17 protein-coding genes are annotated in these 19,302 nt (G+C 73.6%); 4 read left to right on the top strand and 13 right to left on the bottom strand.

Translation table 11 applies throughout. The features are described 5' to 3' along the window. Positions 1-37 precede the first annotated feature (37 nt). Entirely contained in the window at positions 38-841 is an 804-nt protein-coding gene (locus QNO07_RS16440) for an HAD family hydrolase (RefSeq protein ID WP_283992769.1), read from the bottom strand. Next, positions 838-2,115, bottom strand: a complete 1,278-nt coding sequence (gene serS, locus QNO07_RS16435) for a serine--tRNA ligase (RefSeq protein ID WP_283992768.1) — start codon at positions 2,113-2,115, stop codon at positions 838-840. The genes QNO07_RS16440 and serS overlap by 4 nt, the downstream gene beginning before the upstream one ends. Before the next feature lie 135 nt (positions 2,116-2,250). Here serS and QNO07_RS16430 point away from each other — a divergent pair, with 135 nt between their 5' ends. Next, positions 2,251-2,436, top strand: a complete 186-nt coding sequence (locus tag QNO07_RS16430) for a hypothetical protein (protein ID WP_283992767.1) — start codon at positions 2,251-2,253, stop codon at positions 2,434-2,436. A gap of 458 nt (positions 2,437-2,894) precedes the next feature. Here QNO07_RS16430 and pheA read toward each other — a convergent pair whose 3' ends face one another. The 7 genes from pheA to QNO07_RS16395 all read right to left on the bottom strand — a co-directional run bounded on the left by pheA (position 2,895) and on the right by QNO07_RS16395 (position 10,419). Continuing rightward, positions 2,895-3,824, bottom strand: coding sequence for a prephenate dehydratase (gene pheA, locus QNO07_RS16425; protein WP_283992766.1), 930 nt, complete (start codon positions 3,822-3,824; stop codon positions 2,895-2,897). Positions 3,825-3,921: 97 nt separating this feature from the next. Continuing rightward, the gene (efeB, locus tag QNO07_RS16420) at positions 3,922-5,169 is read right to left on the bottom strand and encodes an iron uptake transporter deferrochelatase/peroxidase subunit (RefSeq protein WP_283992765.1); all 1,248 of its coding nucleotides are present in this window, start codon (positions 5,167-5,169) and stop codon (positions 3,922-3,924) included. An 8-nt stretch (positions 5,170-5,177) separates the two neighbouring features. After that, a complete protein-coding gene (locus QNO07_RS16415) occupies positions 5,178-7,289 on the bottom strand; it encodes a copper resistance CopC/CopD family protein (protein WP_283992764.1) in 2,112 nt (703 codons plus the stop codon). Between the two features lie 11 nt (positions 7,290-7,300). Beyond that, a complete protein-coding gene (locus QNO07_RS16410) occupies positions 7,301-7,894 on the bottom strand; it encodes a copper chaperone PCu(A)C (RefSeq protein ID WP_283992763.1) in 594 nt (197 codons plus the stop codon). Then, the gene (locus tag QNO07_RS16405) at positions 7,891-8,586 is read right to left on the bottom strand and encodes an SCO family protein (RefSeq protein WP_283992762.1); all 696 of its coding nucleotides are present in this window, start codon (positions 8,584-8,586) and stop codon (positions 7,891-7,893) included. Before QNO07_RS16405 ends, QNO07_RS16410 begins: the two co-directional genes overlap by 4 nt. A gap of 157 nt (positions 8,587-8,743) precedes the next feature. Continuing rightward, positions 8,744-9,511, bottom strand: a complete 768-nt coding sequence (locus QNO07_RS16400; RefSeq protein WP_283992761.1) for a YcnI family copper-binding membrane protein — start codon at positions 9,509-9,511, stop codon at positions 8,744-8,746. Between the two features lie 95 nt (positions 9,512-9,606). Continuing rightward, positions 9,607-10,419 (bottom strand): hypothetical protein, encoded by an 813-nt coding sequence (locus QNO07_RS16395; protein WP_283992760.1) that lies wholly within the window; start codon positions 10,417-10,419, stop codon positions 9,607-9,609. Between the two features lie 339 nt (positions 10,420-10,758). Between QNO07_RS16395 and QNO07_RS16390 the strand changes: the two genes are divergently transcribed. After that, entirely contained in the window at positions 10,759-11,274 is a 516-nt protein-coding gene (locus tag QNO07_RS16390; protein WP_283992759.1) for an ATP-binding protein, read from the top strand. Between the two features lie 271 nt (positions 11,275-11,545). Here the strand turns inward: QNO07_RS16390 and QNO07_RS16385 are convergent, their stop codons facing one another. From QNO07_RS16385 to QNO07_RS16370, 4 genes are all read right to left on the bottom strand, one after another. Then, the gene (locus tag QNO07_RS16385) at positions 11,546-12,247 is read right to left on the bottom strand and encodes a GVDTG sorting domain-containing protein (protein WP_283992758.1); all 702 of its coding nucleotides are present in this window, start codon (positions 12,245-12,247) and stop codon (positions 11,546-11,548) included. A gap of 140 nt (positions 12,248-12,387) precedes the next feature. Beyond that, positions 12,388-13,248 carry an endo alpha-1,4 polygalactosaminidase gene (locus QNO07_RS16380; protein WP_283992757.1) on the bottom strand — a complete coding sequence of 287 codons (861 nt, stop codon included), beginning with the start codon at positions 13,246-13,248 and terminating at the stop codon, positions 12,388-12,390. 110 nt (positions 13,249-13,358) lie between these two features. Further along, positions 13,359-14,819 carry an aminopeptidase P family protein gene (locus tag QNO07_RS16375; protein ID WP_283992756.1) on the bottom strand — a complete coding sequence of 487 codons (1,461 nt, stop codon included), beginning with the start codon at positions 14,817-14,819 and terminating at the stop codon, positions 13,359-13,361. 174 nt (positions 14,820-14,993) lie between these two features. Beyond that, a complete protein-coding gene (locus QNO07_RS16370) occupies positions 14,994-16,769 on the bottom strand; it encodes a GAF domain-containing SpoIIE family protein phosphatase (protein WP_502961864.1) in 1,776 nt (591 codons plus the stop codon). Positions 16,770-17,378: 609 nt separating this feature from the next. Between QNO07_RS16370 and QNO07_RS16365 the strand changes: the two genes are divergently transcribed. Both QNO07_RS16365 and QNO07_RS16360 read left to right on the top strand, forming a co-directional pair. Continuing rightward, on the top strand, positions 17,379-18,044 hold the full coding sequence (locus QNO07_RS16365; protein WP_283992755.1) for a bifunctional DNA primase/polymerase: 666 nt from the start codon (positions 17,379-17,381) through the stop codon (positions 18,042-18,044). Between the two features lie 233 nt (positions 18,045-18,277). Further along, positions 18,278-19,039 (top strand): hypothetical protein, encoded by a 762-nt coding sequence (locus QNO07_RS16360; RefSeq protein WP_283992754.1) that lies wholly within the window; start codon positions 18,278-18,280, stop codon positions 19,037-19,039. Positions 19,040-19,302 lie beyond the last annotated feature (263 nt).

Here is a 19,302-nt window from a genome sequence, read left to right as displayed (position 1 = left end):
CGGCAGCACCGCGCCGCGGGGCCGGCGGCAGCGGCGGTCAGGCCGCGAGCAGGCGTTCCAGGACCTCGGCGATGCCGTCCTGGTCGTGCGAGGCGGTCGTCTCGTCGGCGACCGCGAGCAGTTCCGGGTGCGCGTTGGCCATGGCCACGCCGTACGCCGCCCACCCGAACATCGGCAGGTCGTTGGGCATGTCGCCGAAGGCGATGGTCTCGGCCGCGGTGACGCCCAGCCGCCGTGCCGCGAGGGACAGGCCGGTCGCCTTCGACAGGCCCAGCGGCAGCAGTTCCACTATGCCGGGGCCGGCCATGGTGATGCCGACCAGGTCGCCGACGAGGCGCCGCGCCGCCTCGGCCAGGGCGTCGTCGCCCAGCTCCCGGTGCTGGAGGTACAGCTTGTTCAGCGGCTCGGCCCACAGCTCGGCGGGGTCGTCGTAGGACCGGGCCGGCAGCGGGCCCTCCTGCACCCGGTACCCCGGGCCGACCAGCACCTCGCCGTCGATGCCGTCCCGGGACGCGGCGAGCGCCAGCGGGCCGATCTCCGCCTCGATCTTGGCGACCGCGGTGGCCGCCAGCCGGCGGTCGAGCGTCACCGACGTCAGCAGCCTGTGCTCCCCGGCGTGGTAGACCTGCGCGCCCTGGCCGCACACCGCGAGCCCCCGGTAGCCGAGGTCGTCCAGGATGTGCCGCGTCCACGGCACCGACCGGCCGGTGACGACCAGGTGCGCGGCACCGGCGGCCGTCGCCCGGTCGAGCGACTCGCGGGTGCGGGCCGAGACGGTGTCGTCGCTGCGCAGCAGCGTGCCGTCCAGGTCGGTGGCGACCAGGCGGTAGGGGAAACTCATGCGCCGACCGGCTTCAGCAGCTCACGGCCGCCCAGGTAGGGGCGGAGCAGCTCCGGGACGCGCACCGAGCCGTCGCTGCGCTGGTGGTTCTCCAGCAGCGCCACGATGGTCCGCGGCACCGCGCAGAGCGTGCCGTTGAGGGTGGCGAGCGGCTTGACGTGCTTGCCGTCGCGCATCCGGATCGACAGGCGGCGGGCCTGGAACTCGTTGCAGTTGGACGCCGACGTCAGCTCGCGGTACTTGCCCTGGGTGGGGATCCACGCCTCGCAGTCGAACTTGCGGGAGGCGGACGCGCCCAGGTCGCCGGTGGCCACGTCGATCACCTGGAACGGCAGTTCCAGGCCGGTCAGCCACTGCTTCTCCCACTCCAGCAGCCGCAGGTGCTCGGCCTCGGAGTCCGCCGGGTCGACGTAGGAGAACATCTCCACCTTGTCGAACTGGTGGACCCGGAAGATGCCCCGGGTGTCCTTGCCGTAGGTGCCCGCCTCGCGGCGGAAGCAGGGCGAGAACCCGGCGTAGCGCAGCGGCAGCTGGGACGCCTCGACGATCTCGTCCATGTGGTACGCGGCGAGCGGGACCTCGGAGGTGCCGACCAGGTAGTAGTCGTCCTTCTCCAGGTGGTAGACGTTCTCCGCGGCCTGGCCGAGGAAGCCGGTGCCCTCCATGGCCCGTGGCTTGACCAGCGCGGGCGTCAGCATCGGCACGAACCCGGCCTCGGTGGCCTGCGCGATGGCCGCGTTGACCAGGGCCAGCTCCAGCAGGGCGCCGACACCCGTCAGGTAGTAGAAGCGCGACCCGGAGACCTTCGCGCCGCGCTCGACGTCGATGGCGCCGAGCAGCTGGCCCAGCTCCAGGTGGTCCTTGGGCTCGAAGCCCTCGGCGGCGAAGTCGCGGCGGGTGCCGATCGTCTCCCGGACGGTGAAGTCCTCCTCGCCGCCCACCGGCACCTCGGGGTGCACCAGGTTGCCGAGCTGGCGCAGCAGGCGCTGCGCCTCGGCAGCGGCCTCGTCCTGCTCGGCGTCGGCGGCCTTCACCGCGGCGGACAGCTCGGCGGCCTGCTTGAGCAGGTCCGCCTTCTCGTCGCCGGCGGCCTTGGGGATGAGCTTGCCGAGCTGCTTCTGCCGGGAGCGCAGCTCGTCGAAACTGACACCGGACGACCTGCGCCGCTCGTCTGCCAGGAGGAGCGCGTCGACCAGGCCGACGTCCTCTCCTCGGGCGCGCTGGGAGGCGCGCACACGGTCGGGGTCCTCACGAAGCAGGCGAAGGTCAATCACCCCCTCAGGTTACCGGGGCCGCCGGGCGGCTCTCGAACCGATATCCCGCTTGGTGGGTTTTGATCCCTTTTGTTAAGTGGGGAAGTGCGCGGAAGCGCGGGAAAAGCCTTCTCCGCGCGTTGCTCGGAGAGCGTCGTGACCAACGGATCGATCAACGCGCTGATCGACGTTCTGATCGACGTTCTGATCAACGCGCTGATCGACGTTCTGATCGACGGCGAACGGGCGGCGGGGGAGCGGGGGAGCGGGGAAGTGGCGATGTGGTCACCGGGGACGGCGGGCCCGACGGCGCCTGTCGGGCCGGTTCCCGGGCGGGGCTGAGGCCCCTGGGGGCGGCTGTGGTTAACCGTCGTTATCCACAGTGAGATCCGTGGCCTGTCAAGTTATCCACAGGGTGGGGGGTGATTCTGTGGAAAGCGGTGAAGATCGCTTGTGCCGTTTCGTGAAGGCGTATGAATTCCCCGAGTAAACCGCCGTTACACACTCGTTCGAGGGGAATTGCCTTACCCGGAAGGGTGGGTCGGGCCGCGAGGGGTGACGCGCCCGGGACCGTCCTGCTGTGCGGAGTCTGTGTACTGCGTACCGCTTTGTCGACAGTGTCGGGTTCTGGTGTCGACTTATGCACAGAACCCCCAGGTGCCTGTGGATAACTTTTCGATACCCCCGCAGGCGTGTCACGCACAGGGCGTCCCGCCTTCGGGTATGGGCAGGCGGCCATCCGGCCCAGCCCGCGCCTCCCCAGCCCACCGCCCCTGGTCGGGCCCGAGCGCCGCTGGTGGTCAGCCGCGGCCGTCCATGCAGCGCTGCACCCAGTCGGCGGCGGCTGTGAAGTCCGCGTCCGAGGTGCCGGGGCGCAGCTCGGGGCGGACCGCGTCGGCACGCGGGTAGGAGCCGAGGAACCGCACCTTCTGGCAGGCCCGCTTCAGGCCCATCATCACGTCGCCCACCCGGCGGTCCTGGAGATGGCCCTCGCAGTCCACCGAGAAGCAGTACCGGCCGATGCCCTCGCCCGTGGGCCGCGACTCGATCCGCATCATGTTCACCCCGCGCGAGGCGTACTCCTGGAGCAGCTCCAGCAGGGCGCCGGGGTGGTCCTCCCGCAACCACATCACCACCGAGGTCTTGTCCGCACCGGTGGGCGCCGCCGGCCGGGCCGGCCGGCCGACCAGGACGAAGCGCGTGGTGGCGTTCTGCGCGTCGTGGATGTCGGTGACCAGCGCCTCCAGACCGTAGGTCGGCGCGGCGAACTCCCCGGCGAACGCCGCGTCGAAGCGGCCCTCCTGCACCAGCCGGGCGCCGTCCGCGTTGGAGGCCGCCGACTCCCACACCGCGTTGGGCAGGTGCGCGGCCAGCCAGTTGCGCACCTGCGGCTGGGCGACCGGATGCCCGGTGACCGTCTTGACCGAGTCCATCGGAGTGCCCGGCCGCACCAGCAGCGCGAACGCGATCGGCAGCAGCACCTCGCGGTAGATCATCAACGGTTCGCCGGACGCCAGTTCGTCCAGTGTGGCGGTGACCCCGCCCTCCACCGAGTTCTCGATCGGGACCAGCGCGGCAGCCGCCTCACCGGCGCGTACCGCGTCCAGCGCGGCCGGCACCGAGACCATCGGCACCAGTTCGCGGGTGGCGGCCTCCGGCAGCGTGCGCAACGCGGCCTCGGTGAACGTGCCCTCAGGTCCCAGATACGTGTAGCGGCTCGCGGGTGACATGCGGCCACAGTAGCCAGCCGGGACGCGCCCCGCCGCCGGGTCTCAACCTTCGGGCGACCCCCGGGGCGGCCGGCGGGGACGGGCGGGCCGCCGCCCCTCAGCCCTCCAGCAGCCGCTGCCCCACGTACTCGCCCTCCCGGGCGCCGCCCGGAACGGCGAACAGCGCGCTCGCCTCGTGGCGGAGGAACTTCGACAGCGCGTCACCGCGGTCGAGCTTGCGCTGCACCGTGACGAAGGCCCGCCGCGGGTCGGCCTGCCAGGCGACGAAGAGCAGCCCGGCGTCCGGGGCGCCGTCCGACCGGAAACCGTCGTGGTAGGAGAACGGCCGCCGCAGCATGGCCGCTCCCCCGTTGGACTCCGGCGCGGTCACCCGCACATGCGCGTCGGCGGCGATCACCGGCAGGCCGTCGCTGCCGCGCTTGTCCAGGTCCACCGGTGTCGCCTCGACGCCGCCGGTCAGCGGCGCGCCGTCCGACTTCCGCCGGCCGATGACCTTCTCCTGCGCGGCGAGCGGCTGCTCCTCCCAGTCGTCCAGCAGCATCCGGATGCGCCGCACCACGGCGTAACTGCCGTCGCGCATCCACCCGGGCGAGCCGTCCGACGGCACGAACACCCGGTCGGCGAAGTCCGGATCGGTCAGCTTCGGGTTGTTGGTGCCGTCCACCTGCCCCATCAGGTTGCGGGTGGTGCGGGGGTCGGCGGTGGCGCCCGGCGAGCGGTTGAAGCCCGTCATCTGCCAGCGCAGCCGGGCCGCGTCGCCGCTCTCGCGCTGGAGTGCGCGCAGCGCGTGGAAGGCGACCAGCGAGTCGTCGGCGCCGATCTGCACCCACAGGTCGCCGTCGGACCGCTTGCGGTCGAGCGCGTCCGCGGAGAACTCCGGCAGCGGCGCCAGCTCCTTCGGCCGCCGCGCGGCCAGGCCGGTGCGGTCGAAGAAGGTCCGGCCGAACCCGAAGGTGACGGTCAGCGACGACGGCCCGGCGTCCAGGGCGACTCCGGTGTCCGGCGCCCCGCCGGTGGGGGCCTCGCCGGCCGCCAGCCGGGCGGCGATCGCCGACCAGCGCCGCAGCAGCGCGGTGGCCTCCCGGCGCCCGGCGCCCGGTGACAGGTCGAAGGCGGCGAGATGGCTGTGGGCCTGCGCCGGCTGGGTGATGCCGGCCTGGTGCCTGCCGTGGAAGGGCACCGCCGAGGAACCGACGCTGGCGAGCGCGGTCGGCGCGTCGCGCAGCGCGGTGTGCCCGACCGCGCCGCCGGCCGTGCCGAGCACCAGCCCGGCGGCGCCGGCAGCGCCGGCCGTGCCCAGCAGGCGGCGGCGGGACAGGGAACTGTTGTTGTCGTCGTCGTGCATGCGAACGGTCAGCCGATCCTGGTCTTCTTGGTCGCGGTCGCCTGGTCGACATCCGAGGTGCGGACGGTCACGGCGACCTCCCATTCTCCCGCGAGAGGGATCTGCAGCTTGGTCTGGACCCAGTGGGTCTTGTCACCCATCACCGATTCGGGGGTCACGGGCAGCGGGCCGAGATCCTTCTCCGGCAGGCTGAAGGCGACGCGGACCTCCTCGGCGTCCACGTCGGTCTTCACGTACAGGGTGTAGTCGCTGGTCGTGGTCGGGACGAGGCGGACCTCGGCGGTGCCCTTGCCGTCCTTGCCGCCGGTGTCGAACGGCATGCGCAGGGACACCGACTCCCTCGGGGCGTCGACCGGAGTGGCGTGCCCGGCCGACCTGGCGTTCTCCACGGTGCGGGCCGGTTCGGTGTTGGTCAGCAGCGTGGTGACCGCGAGCAGCACGGCGGCCACGGCCGCCTCGGCCAGCACCGACCGGCGCAGCCCGCGCCGCACGGGGTCCGCGTCCCGCTCCCGCTGCCGCTGTGCGGCGGCCACCGCCGCCTCCTGCCGCGCGAGCTGCGCCGCCCGTGCCGGGTCGCCGGGGACGGGAGCGGCGTCGGAGGTGTCGGACGTGGCGGGGGTGTCGGACGTGGCGGGGGTGGCGGGCGTGGGGGAGGTGTCGGTGGGCGTCGGGTCGGTGTCGGTCTGCGCGGCGGAGTCGGAAAGAGCGGACGCCTCGGCGCTCGGCTCGGTGGTCCCCTCGGCGGCGGTCCCGGTGGTGGTCTCGCGTGCGCCGACCGAGGCGGTGACCCGTTCCCCGGCGCGTTCCCCCGCGTCCGCGTCTGCGGCGTCGTCTCCCGCCGGGGCCGACGCCGACGCCTGCGCTTCTGCCCCGGCCGGGGTGGAGGCGAGGCGGCCGGTCCAGCGGCGGGAGAAGTAGGCGATGCCGGTGAGCACCACCATCAGGCCGACCTTGATGATGAGCAGCCGCCCGTACTCGGTGGTCGTCAGCGCCGTCCAGGTGCCGACCTGCCGCCAGGACTGGTAGACGCCGGTGGCGACGAGCACGACCACGGCCACGAAGGCCATACGGGAGAACCGGCGCACGACCTCGGTGGGCACGGCCGGGCCTTGGTGCAGGGCCGTGAGCAGCATCGCCAGCCCGCCGAACCAGACCGCCACCGCCAGCAGGTGCAGCACGGCGACCGGCATGGCCACCTGCGGCTGGAGGCCGGTGGAGGCGTGCTCGGACATGGCCCAGGTCGCGGCGATGCCCGCGGTGACCACCGTCCAGCCGACGACCATGCCGAAGCGCAGGTCGCGCACCTCCTTGTCGGGGCGTTCCCTGCGGTAGGCGCCGAACAGCACCGAGAGGAACAGGGCCGCGGTGGCGAGCAGCAGCAGGCGGGAGACGAGGGCCGAACCCGAGTTGGTCTCCAGCACGGCCCGCAGCCCGCTCAGGCTGAGCGCGTCGGAGAGTCCTCCGGCGTTGGTGAGCGGGTGCCGCAGCAGGAGCAGCAGCGCGGTGGATGCGGTGATCAGCAGCCAGCCGGCGACGGTCAGCCGCTGCACAGAGCGGTTCGAGGCGCCCTCGCGCCAGCAGCCGAGCACGAACACCGCTCCGCCGGCGAGCAGTACGAAGCCGGTGTAGGCGGCGTAGCGGCCGAAGGTGTACAGGTTCTCGACGGAGGCGCTGGCGGTCGGCGGTTCGATGGTGCCGACGGAGGTCTTGGAGGGGGCGCCGATGGAGAAGGTGTACGCGCCGGAGATGGGGTGGGTGTCGGCGGATATCGCCTTCCAGGCGACGGTGTAGGTGCCGTCGGGCACGTCGGGCTTCAGCGCGACGCCGTAGGTGATGGTGTCGCCGCTGCGCTGGTCCTTCAGCTCGCCGGTGTCCGCCCGCTCGCCGCTGGGGTCGAGGACCCGGATCGACCCGTCGGACATGCCGACCCGCTCCGAGAAGGTGAGCGAGACCAGCGCGGGCGTGGAGCCCACCACCGACTCCCGCGCCGGGCTGGTGGTGCTCAGCGAGGCGTGCGCGCTGGCCGGCGGGGCGCCGGCCAGCACACCGGCGACTGCACCGAGCAGGACGGCCGCCGCCAGCAGCAGCCGACAGGCGAGGCGCGGGACGGTGGTGGGCATCGGTCAGCTCCTCAGCTGTGGGAGTGCGGGGCGTGGTTCTTCGCCTCGACCGGCACGTCCAGCGTGATGGGGTCGGACTTCTCGAAGCGCAGTTCCAGCGACACCCGGTCCCCCTCGGCGGGGGTGCGGGTGAGGCCCATGAACATCAGGTGGTTGCCGCCGCGGGTGAGCGCGAGTTCGCCGCCGGCGGGGACCTTCATCGAGTCGACCTGCTCCATCCGGTTGTCGACCGTGCGGTGCAGCTGCACGTCGTCGGACAGGTCGCTGGTGACGGAGACCAGCCTGTCGTCCTCGTCGCCCGCGTTGACCAGCACGAGGAAGCCGCCGGCCATCTTGGAGGTCACCGGCTCGGGCACGTAGGCCGTTCCCGGCTTCACCTGCGGTGCCGGTCCTGACCGCTTCGACGCCGACTGCCCGGCGTCGCGTCCGCCGTCCTGCCCGCCGTCCGCTTCAGGCGACGCCGCGCAGCCGCCGAGCGCCAGCGCCGCCGCCACGGCCAGGGCGGCGACCGGCCGGAGGCGCCGGGACGGGCCGACGTTCCGGGACGGGGAGACGTGCGGGGACGGGAGGACGTGCCGGGACGGGGGGACGTGCCGGGCGGTCACGGGTTCTCCCCCTTGACCAGCTTGGGGAAGTCCGCCTCGAAGGTCTCGGCGGTGACGCCCTCGGTGTACAGCACGTGCGCCTTGTCGTCCTCGGGGGAGAAGAACAGCACCTGCGAGCCGTGGGTGGAGACCACGTCGCCGTTGTCCTTGACCTCGGACGGTTCGATGGCGACGCCCAGGGTGCGGGCGCCCGCCTGGATGGTGGCGAAGTCGCCGGTGAGGCCGACGCTGCCGGGCGCGGCGCCCTTGAGCCACGCGCCGAGTTCCTCCGGGGTGTCGCGCTCGGGGTCGCTGGTGACGAAGACGACCGTCAGCTTCTCCTGGTCCGCCTCGGGCAGTTCGGCCTTGGCGAGGGCGATGTTGCTCATCGTCAGCGGGCAGACGTCGGGGCAGTTGGTGTAGCCGAAGTAGAGCAGCGTCGGCTTGCCCTTGGTCTCCTCCAGGAAGTCGTACTCCTTGCCCTCGGTGTCGGTGAGGACCAGGTCGGGCTTGTCGAACGGCCGGTCGAGCAGGGTGGCCTGCTTGGTGTCCGCGGTGCCCGACACCTCGGCGACGCCTTCACGTTCGCCGGTGCCGTCGTCGCCGCTGCCGCAGGCGGTCGCGCCCGTGGCGAGCAGGGCCGCAGCGGCGAGGGCCGCGAGGGCACGCCGCCGCCGTGCGGCCGGGGTCCGGTGGGTGCTGCTGTGCTGCATGGAGCTGTTCCTTGCTGAGTGAGGCGGAGGGGCGGGCCGCGCGCGGGTGTTCCCGGGCCGGTTCCGGGTCGGTTCCGGGACCGGGGTCGTGCGGGCGCGGGCCGCCGGTCCGTGCGCCCCGCCGCCGGGGCGGGGGCGGGGCGCACGGACCGTGGCGTCAGGCCGGGTTGCGGCGGCGCCCGGCGAGCACGCCGTAGGCGATGCCGCCGACCCCGGCGGCGAGGCCGAGGCCGCCGAGCACGCGGGCGGTGGTGTCGGTGCCGCCGCCGGAGTGGCTGCCGGCCGCGGTCTTCTCGGTGTCGTCGTCGGACGCCTTGTCCGTGTCGTTGCCGTCGGCCTTGCCGTCGTCGTCGCCGTGCCCGTGGTGGTCGTCGCCGCCCTCACCCAGGCTGAGCACCGGGGCGGGGAAGTCCGGCTCCTCGCCGCCGTCCTCAGCCACCTCGATCCAGCGCACGACCTCCTTGTTGTCGTACGTCTGCACGGCCTTGAAGACGAGCTGGTCGGCGTCCTCGGTGAGGCGGCCCACCGACACGGGGAAGCGCTGGAAGGTGCCCGGTTCGATCGTGCCGCCGGACCAGGTGATCTTGACGGGGGCCTCGTCGATCTTCTCGCCGTGCACCTCCAGCGGCTTCTCCAGCTTGCCGCTCTCCACCTTGACGTCCCAGCCCGGCACCGGTTCCGGCATCGCCGTGGCCAGCGGGTGGTCGGTGGGGAGCGTGATCTCCAGCTTGGTCGTGGAGGCGTCGTCCCGCTCGTTGGGCACCTTGAAGTTGAGCGTGGCGTAGCCGCCGCCGGGCGCCTCGCTCGGGTCGACGGTGACGTGGGCGAAGGCGGGGCCGCTCAGGGCGAGCACCGAGGCGGCGGCCAGGGCGGTGGTGGCGGCGGCGCGGCGGACGGGACGGGAGGAGGGCATTGACGGGGTCATGTGAGACGACACTCCACGGACAGCAGGTACCGGACAGGGGGGAGTACGGCGCGTCGCCCGCCCCCTGTTCAGGTGGAAACCCCGGGTGGCGTGCGTCAGGCCGTCAACACGAACGAGCCGGGCGCCGCCGGCGGGCCGCGCCGGCTGACGCTGGACGGCGGGGCGCCCGTCGTCGGCAGGGCGACGCGGTCGGTGCCGACGCCGCCGCGCACGGTCGGCAGGTCGGCGGCGGACGTGCCGCGGTGCAGCGCGCACGCCAAGGCCAGGGCCGTGCGCAGCGCCGCCGGCAGGAGTTCGCCGCAGGCCGCGGCGGACAGCCGGACCAGCCGCCACAGCGCGGCCTCGCCGCGTCGCAGCAGCCAGCCCGCGCCGAGGGCGGCGAGCACGTGGCCGAGCAGCATCGGGCCGGACGCCATGGCCAGCGCCGTGCGGACCACGGCCTCCAGACAGGCGGCGGCGGACGTCCCGTCACCCGCCGGAAGGGTGTGGCCGCCGTGGACGACGGAACCGCTGAGTCCGGCGTCCGTCACCACGCGGTGCGCTTCCGCCTCGGTCATGGTGGCGGCCCGGTCGTTGCAGACGAGGCTGCGGGCGAGGGCCAGCAGGCCGCCGCGGTCCTCCGCGGGGGCCGGGGCGGGGCCGGTCTGGGCGGTGGCGAAGAGGAAGTGCAGGGCCGTCTGCCCGGCCGCGAGAGCGGCGGCGATGCCCGGGAGCGTGCGCTCCCGTCCGGCGAGCGGCGCGGCGACGGCGAAGACCACCGCGACGGCTGCGGCCACCGACCACCACGGCACCGTCGCGCCCGCCGCAAGCACGTGCCCGGCCGCGGACAGCGCGACGCAGACCGCGGTGAACACCGCGGCCCTCAGCATTCGCAGGTCGGCGCCGGCACGCGCGACGGGGGCAGTCATGGCGGCCACATCATCTCACCACCCTCCGGACGCGCACGCGGGGAGGTCCCGGGAGGAAGCGCCCACACGTACCGGCAACGCCGACGGCCACCGCCCCTGTCCGGTCACTGTCGGTGACGGTCGATGCCGGGTCCCCAGCGGACTCGGGGGCGCGGGACGGGGTGGTGCGGACGCCCCGGCGGCGGTACACCGCCCCCTTTCCGGGAGTTCCGCCGGGGGGCGCCGGATGAGCCGAATGAGGGGCGTCACGTCAACTTCATGCTTACTGTCCGCTGTGAGGGGCAATACGTATCGGTATGTCGAGCCTCGGTATGTCGACCGCAGCCAGGAGGCTGGAGTATGAGCATCTGGTGGACTCTGCAACTGCGGCGTGACGCTGCGAGCGTCCCGCTCGCCCGTCGCCTGCTGCTCGGCACGATGGAGACGGCCGGGGTCGAGTCCGACATCGCGTACGAGTTGTCCGTCGCCCTGTCGGAGGCCTGCGCCAACGCGGTGGAACACGGCGGCGGCGCCGAGCACGACGAGGACTACCGGGTGACCGCGTACCTCAACGGCGACATGTGCCGCATCGAAGTCACCGACCACGGACCGGGGTTCCCCGTGGAGAGCCCCGTTCCCGCCGTCGCCGGCAGCCGCGCCCGGACTGCGTCCGGCGCGTCCGAGACGGGCCTCGCAGGGACCGGCGGAGCCCTCGCCGGTGAAGCGGTCGGTGAACAGGAGAGCGGACGCGGCCTGTTCCTGATCCGGGCCCTCGCCGACCATGTGCGGTTCCGCAGCCAGCCCGGCAGCGGCGCCTGCGTCAGCTTCGACAAGATCCTCAAGTGGCGTGAGGACGCCCTGCTGAAAGCGGTCTGACGTTCTCCCCGCCGTGCGCTGAAGCGCTCTTGCACGTGCGCCCCCTGCCACCCGACGGGCGTGCCGTCGGCCCGACAGGCCTGCCGTCAGAGGCGGTTCCTGCGGCTGCTCCTGCGGCGGCCGGGGGCGGCGGCGACGCCGCCCCCGCGACGGTGGGACGCGTCGCGGGGGCGGCGGGCAGCCGGTGGACCACTGCGGCCGAACGACCGGGGGCCGTTGGGCTGGACCCGTCGGGCCGGGGGCCGTTGGGCTGGACCCGTCGGACCGGGGGTCAGACCTGGCCGCGGCGGCGGTACCACAGGGCGCCGCCGACGAGGGCGACGGCAAGCGCGCCGCCCGCGGTCCACGCGGCCGTGTTCGCCGACTGGTTGCTGCCGCCGACGCCGGTCTCCACACCGCCCTTGGGCACCGCGGTGTGCTCCGTGTTCGCCGGCGGTTCGGCGGGCGGCGCCACCGGGGCCGGGCTGTGCTCCTCGGCCGGGGCCGTGGAGTGCTGCTTGCCCGGGTCCGCGGACGGCTCGGCCGGCGGCTCGGTGGGTGTGGTCGGAGGTGCGGTCGGGGTGGTCGGCTTCGAGGCGGTGGGGTCGTCGGTCGGAGCGGCGGTGCTGCTCGTGTCCGCCACCTTCAGCGTGCCGAAGTACGTCTCGCCGTCGCACAGGACGGTCACCCGGTACGAACCGGGCGGGGCGCCGGCCGGCACGGTGCCGGTGCCGCCGAGCGCGTTGCTCAGCATGCCGAGGTCGATGTCCGGCAGTTCGGCGCCCCCTTCGGGCGCCTTGAACCGGGCCATGCCGTTGTCGCCGGCGCACTGTGTGCCGTAGACGGAGAAGCCGCTGCCCGGCGCCACCGGGTCGGGCTGCACGTTGACGTCGTCGGACGGGCCGGCCGTCGCCGGACAGGCAGCGCCCACCACCGCGACGGCGGACAGCGCTCCGGCCGCTGCCAGCCGGGAGACGAGGATCGGTATGCGCATGATGCACTCCCTGGACGCGCGGGAGACAAGTACGCGCCCACCAGCCATACGACAGCCGTCCGCCCCGGCCGACCACCGGGGACGGCCGAACGGGGGACCCCCGCCGCTTGTTTCGGCGCGGGCAGGCGGGTCCCGCCCGGTCAGCAGGCGTCGCGCCAGGCGTCCAGGTGCAGGCGCTTGGCCATCGAGCTGAGCCCCAGCTCGCGTGACCGGTCGCAGAACTCGGCCGCCGGCAGCGCGTACTCGACGTGCAGCACGGCCTTGCCGGCTCTGACGAACGGGGTCAGCCGCTCGCACTCGCCGTAGGCGGCGCACTCCTCGTTGACGGCGAAGTCGAAGTCGCCGACCAGCTCGGGGATCTGGTCCAGGTCGTTCTTCAATCCCACCGACAGGCCGCGTTCGTGGGCCAGCGAGGCGACCATGCGGTTGAAGGCCAGCTGGTGCCCGGCGGTGAGCGGGAAGCCCGTGCGGTTGCGGTAACCGTCCTGCAGGTCGGGTTCCACCGCGTCGAAGCCCTTGTCACGGCACATGTCGAACCGGGAGGCGATCAGCGGGCGGAGCGTGTCCAGGGCCCGGATGTCGAGCCAGCGCTCCCCCTCCCAGCCGTTGCCCCGGCCGCGCACCCGCTCGGGGAAGCGGGCGGCGTCGGGCCGCCAGTCCTCCCAGGCGCCGACGTTGACGTAGCAGATGACCTTGACGCCGCGTGCGTGCAGCCGGCGGACCACCGAGGCGTCGTGGCGGAAGCCGTCGATGTCGTACACGGGCACGTCGACGTCCATGTCGAGGGTGCCGGTCAGCTGCCAGTGCCAGTCCGTGCCCGGCTCGGGCTGCCAACGCGCCGCGTGCGTCGTCCCGCCGGACGGCGCCGTGCCGTCCTTCCCGTCCGCACCCTGCTCGCCGCCTGCGCCGCCCGTGCAGGCGGCGAGCAGGGAGAGCAGCAGCAGGACGGCAAGTGGGGCGGCGAGTGCGGCCGGGACGGGCGACGGCAGCGGCGGACGCACGGGTGCTCCTCGGTCGGGTGGTGGTCCGCGCACCCCGGGCAGGCACACGGCGGGCCCGCACGCCCGGTGGACGTGCGGGCCCGGTGGACGTCAGCCCTCGCGGGCCGGGGTCAGGCCTGGAGGGAGGCCATCCACGCCTCGATCTCCTCGGAGCGCCTGGGCAGTGCCGCCGAGAGGTTGCGGTTGCCGTCCTCGGTCACCACGACGTCGTCCTCGATGCGGACCCCGATGCCCCGGTACTCCTCGGGCACCGTCAGGTCGTCCGCCTGGAAGTACAGGCCCGGCTCGACCGTCAGGCACATGCCCGGCTCCAGCGTGCCGTCGGCGTACGCCTCGCGGCGCGCGGCGGCGCAGTCGTGCACGTCCAGGCCCAGCATGTGGCCGGTGCCGTGCAGCGTCCATCGCCGGTGCAGGCCCAGCTCCAGCACCTTCTCCACCGGCCCCTCCAGCAGGCCCCACTCGACCAGCCTCCCGGCGAGCACCCGCTGCGCGGCGTGGTGGAAGTCGAGGTACTTGCCGCCCGGCTTGACGGCGGCGATGCCCGCCTCCTGCGCCTCGTAGACGGCGTCGTAGATCTTGCGCTGCACGTCGGTGAAGCGGCCGTCGACCGGCATCGTGCGGGTCACGTCGGCCGTGTACAGGGTGTGCGTCTCCACACCCGCGTCCAGCAGCAGCAGGTCGCCGGCGCGCACCGGGCCGTCGTTGCGGACCCAGTGCAGCGTGGTCGCGTGCGGGCCCGAGGCGCAGATCGAGCCGTAGCCGACGTCGTTGCCCTCCACCCGCGCCCGCAGGAAGAAGGTGCCCTCGACGTACCGCTCGGACGTGGCCTGCGCCTTGTCCAGGACGCGCACCACGTCCTCGAAGCCGCGGACGGTGGAGTCCACCGCCTTCTGCAGCTCGCCGATCTCGAAGGCGTCCTTGACCAGCCGCATCTCCGACAGGAAGACCCGCAGCTGCTCGTCGCGCTCGGCGGTGACCTTGTCGGTCAGGGCCTCCCGCAGCGCCGCGTCGTGGCCGCGGACCAGGCGCACCGGCCCGGCCGCCTCGTGCAGGGCCGCCGCGACGGTCCGCACGTCCGCGCACGGGATGCCGTACAGCTGCTCGGCCTCGGTGAGGCTGTGCCGCCGGCCCACCCACAGCTCACCCTGGCCGTCCAGCCAGAACTCGCCGTTCTCCCGGTCCGAGCGCGGCAGCAGGTAGAGCGTCGCGTCGTGGCCGTCGCCGCCCGGCCGCGGTTCCATGACGAGGACGCCGTCCTCGCTCTGGTCGCCGGTCAGGTAGGCGTACTCGACGGACGCGCGGAAGCGGTACTCGGTGTCGTTGGAGCGCGTCTTCAGGTTGCCGGCCGGGACGACCAGCCGCTCCCCGGGGAAGCGGGCTGACAGCGCGGCGCGGCGGCGCGCGGTGTGCTCGGCCTGCTCGATCGGCTGCAGATCGCGCAGCTCGGTGTCGGCCCACCCGCTCTTCATGTTCTCGGCGAGCTCTTCGGACAGGTCCGGGTACAGACCGTTCTTCCGCTGCTTGATGGGCTGCTCGTCAGCCGGGGTCTCCGGCGACTGCTGCTCGGCCACGTCGCTGCCTCCTTGCGTACGGACTGGGACCGCCTTCCATCGTATGTCCGAACGTCTGGGCGCATGTCCGAACCGGCCGGGTCGGGGCCGGGTCCGGTCCGGGCCTGTGCCGGTCCGAGCCTGTGCCGGTGGGGGCGGGGCCGGGCCGGCGGTGCTGGTTGCCGGCCCGGCCGGTCAGAAGCGGGCGGCGAGGAGGACGACGTCCTCCTCGCTGTCCGCGTCGGCGAGGCCGTCCGGCAGCACCGTGCGCAGCACGTGCTCGACCAGCGCCTCGGGGTCGTCGCGCACCGACGGCGCGGCCGACTTCGCGGCTGCCTGCAGCCGGATGAACGCCTGGTCCAACGGCTCGCCGGTGCGCTGCACCAGCCCGTCGCTGTACAGCAAAAGCGTTTCCCCGGGCTCCAGGTAGAGGTCGACGCTGGGTGCCTCCCAGCAGGTCAGCATGCCCAGCGGCGCGGAGAGCGTCGTCTCGGCGAACTCGCAGCGGCGCGGCCCGACGATCAGCGGCGGGCAGTGTCCGGCGCCCGCCACGACGATCTTGCGCAGGGCCGGCTCGGCGAAGCCGAACAGCGCCGTCGCGGTGCGTGCCGGTTCGGTCAGCCGCATCAGCAGCTCCAGGTCCGACAGCACCGCCACCGGGTCCTCGCCCTCCATGACGGCGTAGGCCCGCAGCGAGGCCCGCAGTCGGCCGCTCGCCGCGACCGCGGTGGGCCCGCTGCCGGTGACCCCGCCGACGGAGAGGCCCAGCGCGCCCTCGGGCAGCGGCAGCACGTCGTACCAGTCGCCGCCGCCGCGCGGCCCGGTGCGGTGCCGCACGGCGAACTGCACGCCGGGGACGCGCGGCAGCCGGCTGGGCATCAGCTCCTCGCGGACGGCGGTCACCGCGGCCCTGGCCCGGGTGAGGGTGAGCTGCCGGGCGATGTGCTCGGTCGCTACGGCGAGGTACAGGCCGAGCAGGTGGCGCTGCCGCTCGGTGGGCTCGGCCGGCTCGTCGTACAGCCAGACGGCGGCCCCCATGCGGTGCGCGGCGCCCGACGGGTCCGTGCCGCGGGTGCCGGCGGCGGGGTCAGCGCTGGATTCCGGGACTGCGGGGTCTGCGGACGGCGGCCGGGTGGACCCGGTGCCTTCGGGGCGGGCGGCCGTCCCCTCCGGGGCGGGGACGTCGGTGCGGGGGTGCGTGCCCGTGGGGTGCGTGCCGCGGGGGTGCGTTTCGGTGTCGCCGGTGCCGTGGGGGTGTGCGGCGCCCGGGTCCGGTTCGGTCCCGGTGGTGAGCGGCACGGCGTAGCTGGCGGCGTAACCGAGCCGGGCGGCCACCTCGCGGTGCCGCGGGTCGAGGTCGTCCTCGCCGAGGATGTCCGGCTGGCTGACCGCGTCGCGGGGGCCCGACTCTGGAAGCCCGTCCAGCAGCCTGCCGTAGAAGCCCGAACCGCGAGGGATGGTCTCGATCTGGCCGAGATCCGCCCGTCCCAGACCCAGACCGACGGTGCGCTCCGGCCCGAGGCCGTCCGCCGGCTCCAGCGCGACCAGTCCGCGTCGCGCACCGACCAGCGACGCGCCGGCGCGCAGCACCTCGTCCAGCGCGGACTCCAGGGAGGTGGTGCGGGCCAGGCGTTCGGTGAGGTCGTGCACCGTGGTCAGGTCCGAGATCCAGCCGGCCAGCCGGTCCTGCGCTGCGGCCAGCTGGTCGACCGTGCGGACCAGCTCACCGCCGGGCCGCGGCAGGGCGAGGGCCCCGGTGAGCACATCGGGCGCGGGGGGCCGGGGGGCGGTGCCGGTGTCGCCGGCGGACTGCCGTTCCGAGCCGCGGCCCGTGCCGTCCGCGGCGGTCGTCCGTCCGGCGGGCTGCGGCGTGCGTTCGCTGCCCGCTTCCGCGGCGGGCGCGGTAGTGTGCTCCGCCAACGAGGGGGGCGGGTTGATTCCAGCCACTTTTGAGGTGCGGGGCGTACTCATGAGCAGCGGCTTTCACTGGAGATCTTTTTTCTCAATTGCATCGCAAACCCCCATGTCATGCTGCTCTGCCAGCAATGCGTCCACATCTACACGCACCGGTGACAGGATGTCCAGCATTGTCCTTGTGCGGGCGATGGTGTCCAGGCGGCACCTGAGCCTGGGGGGCGACAAGCCGAGTGTCCCGCAGGTTGGCGCGAAAAGTCCCCTGCTTGCGCCAATTCGCGGTCGACTGGGGTCATTCGGCAGCGGCCCTGGCGCAGACCCGGGGCCGCTTCTGGGTACGGATGGAAAGAGCGCAGGCTGGTGGGGCCGGGTCGGAACCCGACGGAACCCGACGGAGGGCCTCTGCGTCTCAACCGGCAGCAGCCGGGCTCCGCGTTCGGCGAGCAGTGAACAGGTTCAGGGCACTCGGCACCACGGACAGCACGGAGCGCAAGCGCCATGCGCGCGCCACCCCCCGCCAGGTTCCACGCTCGACCCGCGGCATGATGCGCTGCTTTGTACCCCGCAGTGACGTGAAATCCACGTATGTGATGGTTCTCGATGGTCGTTGTCGGTCTTGGTAGATCCTTGTCGATCTTCGGCGTTAACGGAAAGGAACGAGCGCTCATGCGCGAGATCCTCGGAAGGCGACGCGTGACCCGCTGGGCTCGGCGGACAGCCGCGCTCACCTGTGCCACCGAGTGGAACTGGCCGGTGGTGCCGGGGGCGGCCCTGCAGATTTCGGTACGCCCGTCGAAACGGCTGTGCGCCTGCCCGCAGCCCGACTGCGCGGTACCGGGCGCCCACCCGCTCGACCCCGATCTGCTGGCCGCCACCACCGACGCCCGCATGGTGCGCTGGTGGTGGACACAGCGGCCCACCGCCTCGGTGCTGCTGGCGACCGGCGGCAGCGCGCCCTGCGCGCTGAGCCTGCCGGCCGCCGCCGGGGAGCTGGCGCTGCGCGAGCTCGACCGCCGCGGCGTGCGGCTCGGCCCCGTGGTGGCCACGCCCACCCGGTTCCTGCTGCTGGTCGCCCCCTACGACCTGGAGGAGTTGGGCGAACTGCTCTACGCCCAGGACTGGGTGCCCAGTTCGCTGCGGTTCCACGGCGAGGGCGGATACGTGCCGCTTCCGCCGACGGAGACCGCCGGCGGAGCGGTGGCCTGGCAGCGGAAGCCGACGCCGGCGCAGCGCGGCGGCACCCCCTACCTGCCCCGTCTGGAGGAGTTGCTGGACGTCCTCGTCGAGGCCAGCACCACGGCACCCGACGGCGGCAGCCGCCTCGCCTACTGACACCTCCGGCCGGATCCGGCACCCGGCGCAACCGGCCCGCTCTCCCCTGCACGCCCTGCACGCCCTGCACGCGCCCCGCGACCAGCGGGGCGCGTGCCGTCGTGTGGGGGCGGCGTGCCCGTCGGGTGGCAGGCGGTGTCCGCTTCACTCATACGGGTTGGCCGTGGACGCAGACAGCGGGAAAACGGCGCACAGGCCGGTAACGGCACGGTGAATGCCCGTATGTTCACCGCATGTCACAGCACCGGCGCGCCTCGCGTACCCGGGTGGGTGTGCTCGCGGGCGCGGTTGCGCTCGCCGCCGCGCTGCCCCTGGCCATCGCGATGGCGGGCACCTCCGAGCACCGGACCGCATCACCCGTCCCCCGTACGGGAGTCGACGACGTCCGGGCGGCCGACGACCTCTTCGACGACTTCGGCGGCACCGTCGGCGGACTCGGTGACAGCGCCGGCGGCGTGCCGCAACTGGACACCTCCGGCGGCGAGGACACCTCCGGCGCTGCGGACGGGGGCGCGGACGACGCTGCCGAGGGTGCCGCGCAGGGCGGCACGGAGGGCGGGGCGGACCTGCCGGCCGCGGGCGGACCGCAGCGGCCCGGCGGCACCGGACTGTCCGGTTCCGGTGCGCACATCCGGGCGCGTGGCCCCGCCGCCACGTGCGGGCCCGAGGTCACCGCGCCCGGCGCGGTGACGGCGCAGACCTGCGTGCTGACCGAGGAGGGCCAGACCTGGGGGCGCACGTACCACCGCGTGCTCGGCGGCGAGGCGCTGCGTGCCGTGCTGACGCTGATGCGGCCGGACGGCCGCACGGTGCAGGTGCACTGCGCCCTTTCCGGGCAGGGCCGTCCCGGTCTGTGCGAGACGCCCCGGCAGCGCACGGTGCATCCGGTGGACGACGAGCCGCCGTACCGGGCCGTCGCGGAGTTCGCGCCGCCAGGAGAGGACCGGCTGCTGCTCCGCGCGGGGAGCAACTCACCCGGCGCGCTGGCGGACTGAGCCCGAGCGCCACCCGCGCGGGCCTCCGGGCGCCGGGGCCCGTCTTCGGGCATGGAAACGCCCGGTCGCTGGCGACGGGGGATGCACCAGCGACCGGGCTTTAATAACCGTAACAAGAGATTGGCCGTTCGCAAATTCCGGCGTTCCTTTTCAGACGCGGATTTGCCTGCTCGGGTGGGGAGTTGTGACCCGAATCACGATGCTTGAGCGTTCAATTACCTGGTGGTTGAGCCGCGTCACCGAGTGTCATCGGAAACGCGGCG

Source organism: Streptomyces sp. 549 (genome assembly GCF_030124175.1).
Classification (GTDB): Bacteria; Actinomycetota; Actinomycetes; order Streptomycetales; family Streptomycetaceae; genus Streptomyces.
The sequence above is the reverse complement of the archived record's forward strand: the minus strand, read 5'-3'. Positions and strand labels throughout refer to the sequence as shown.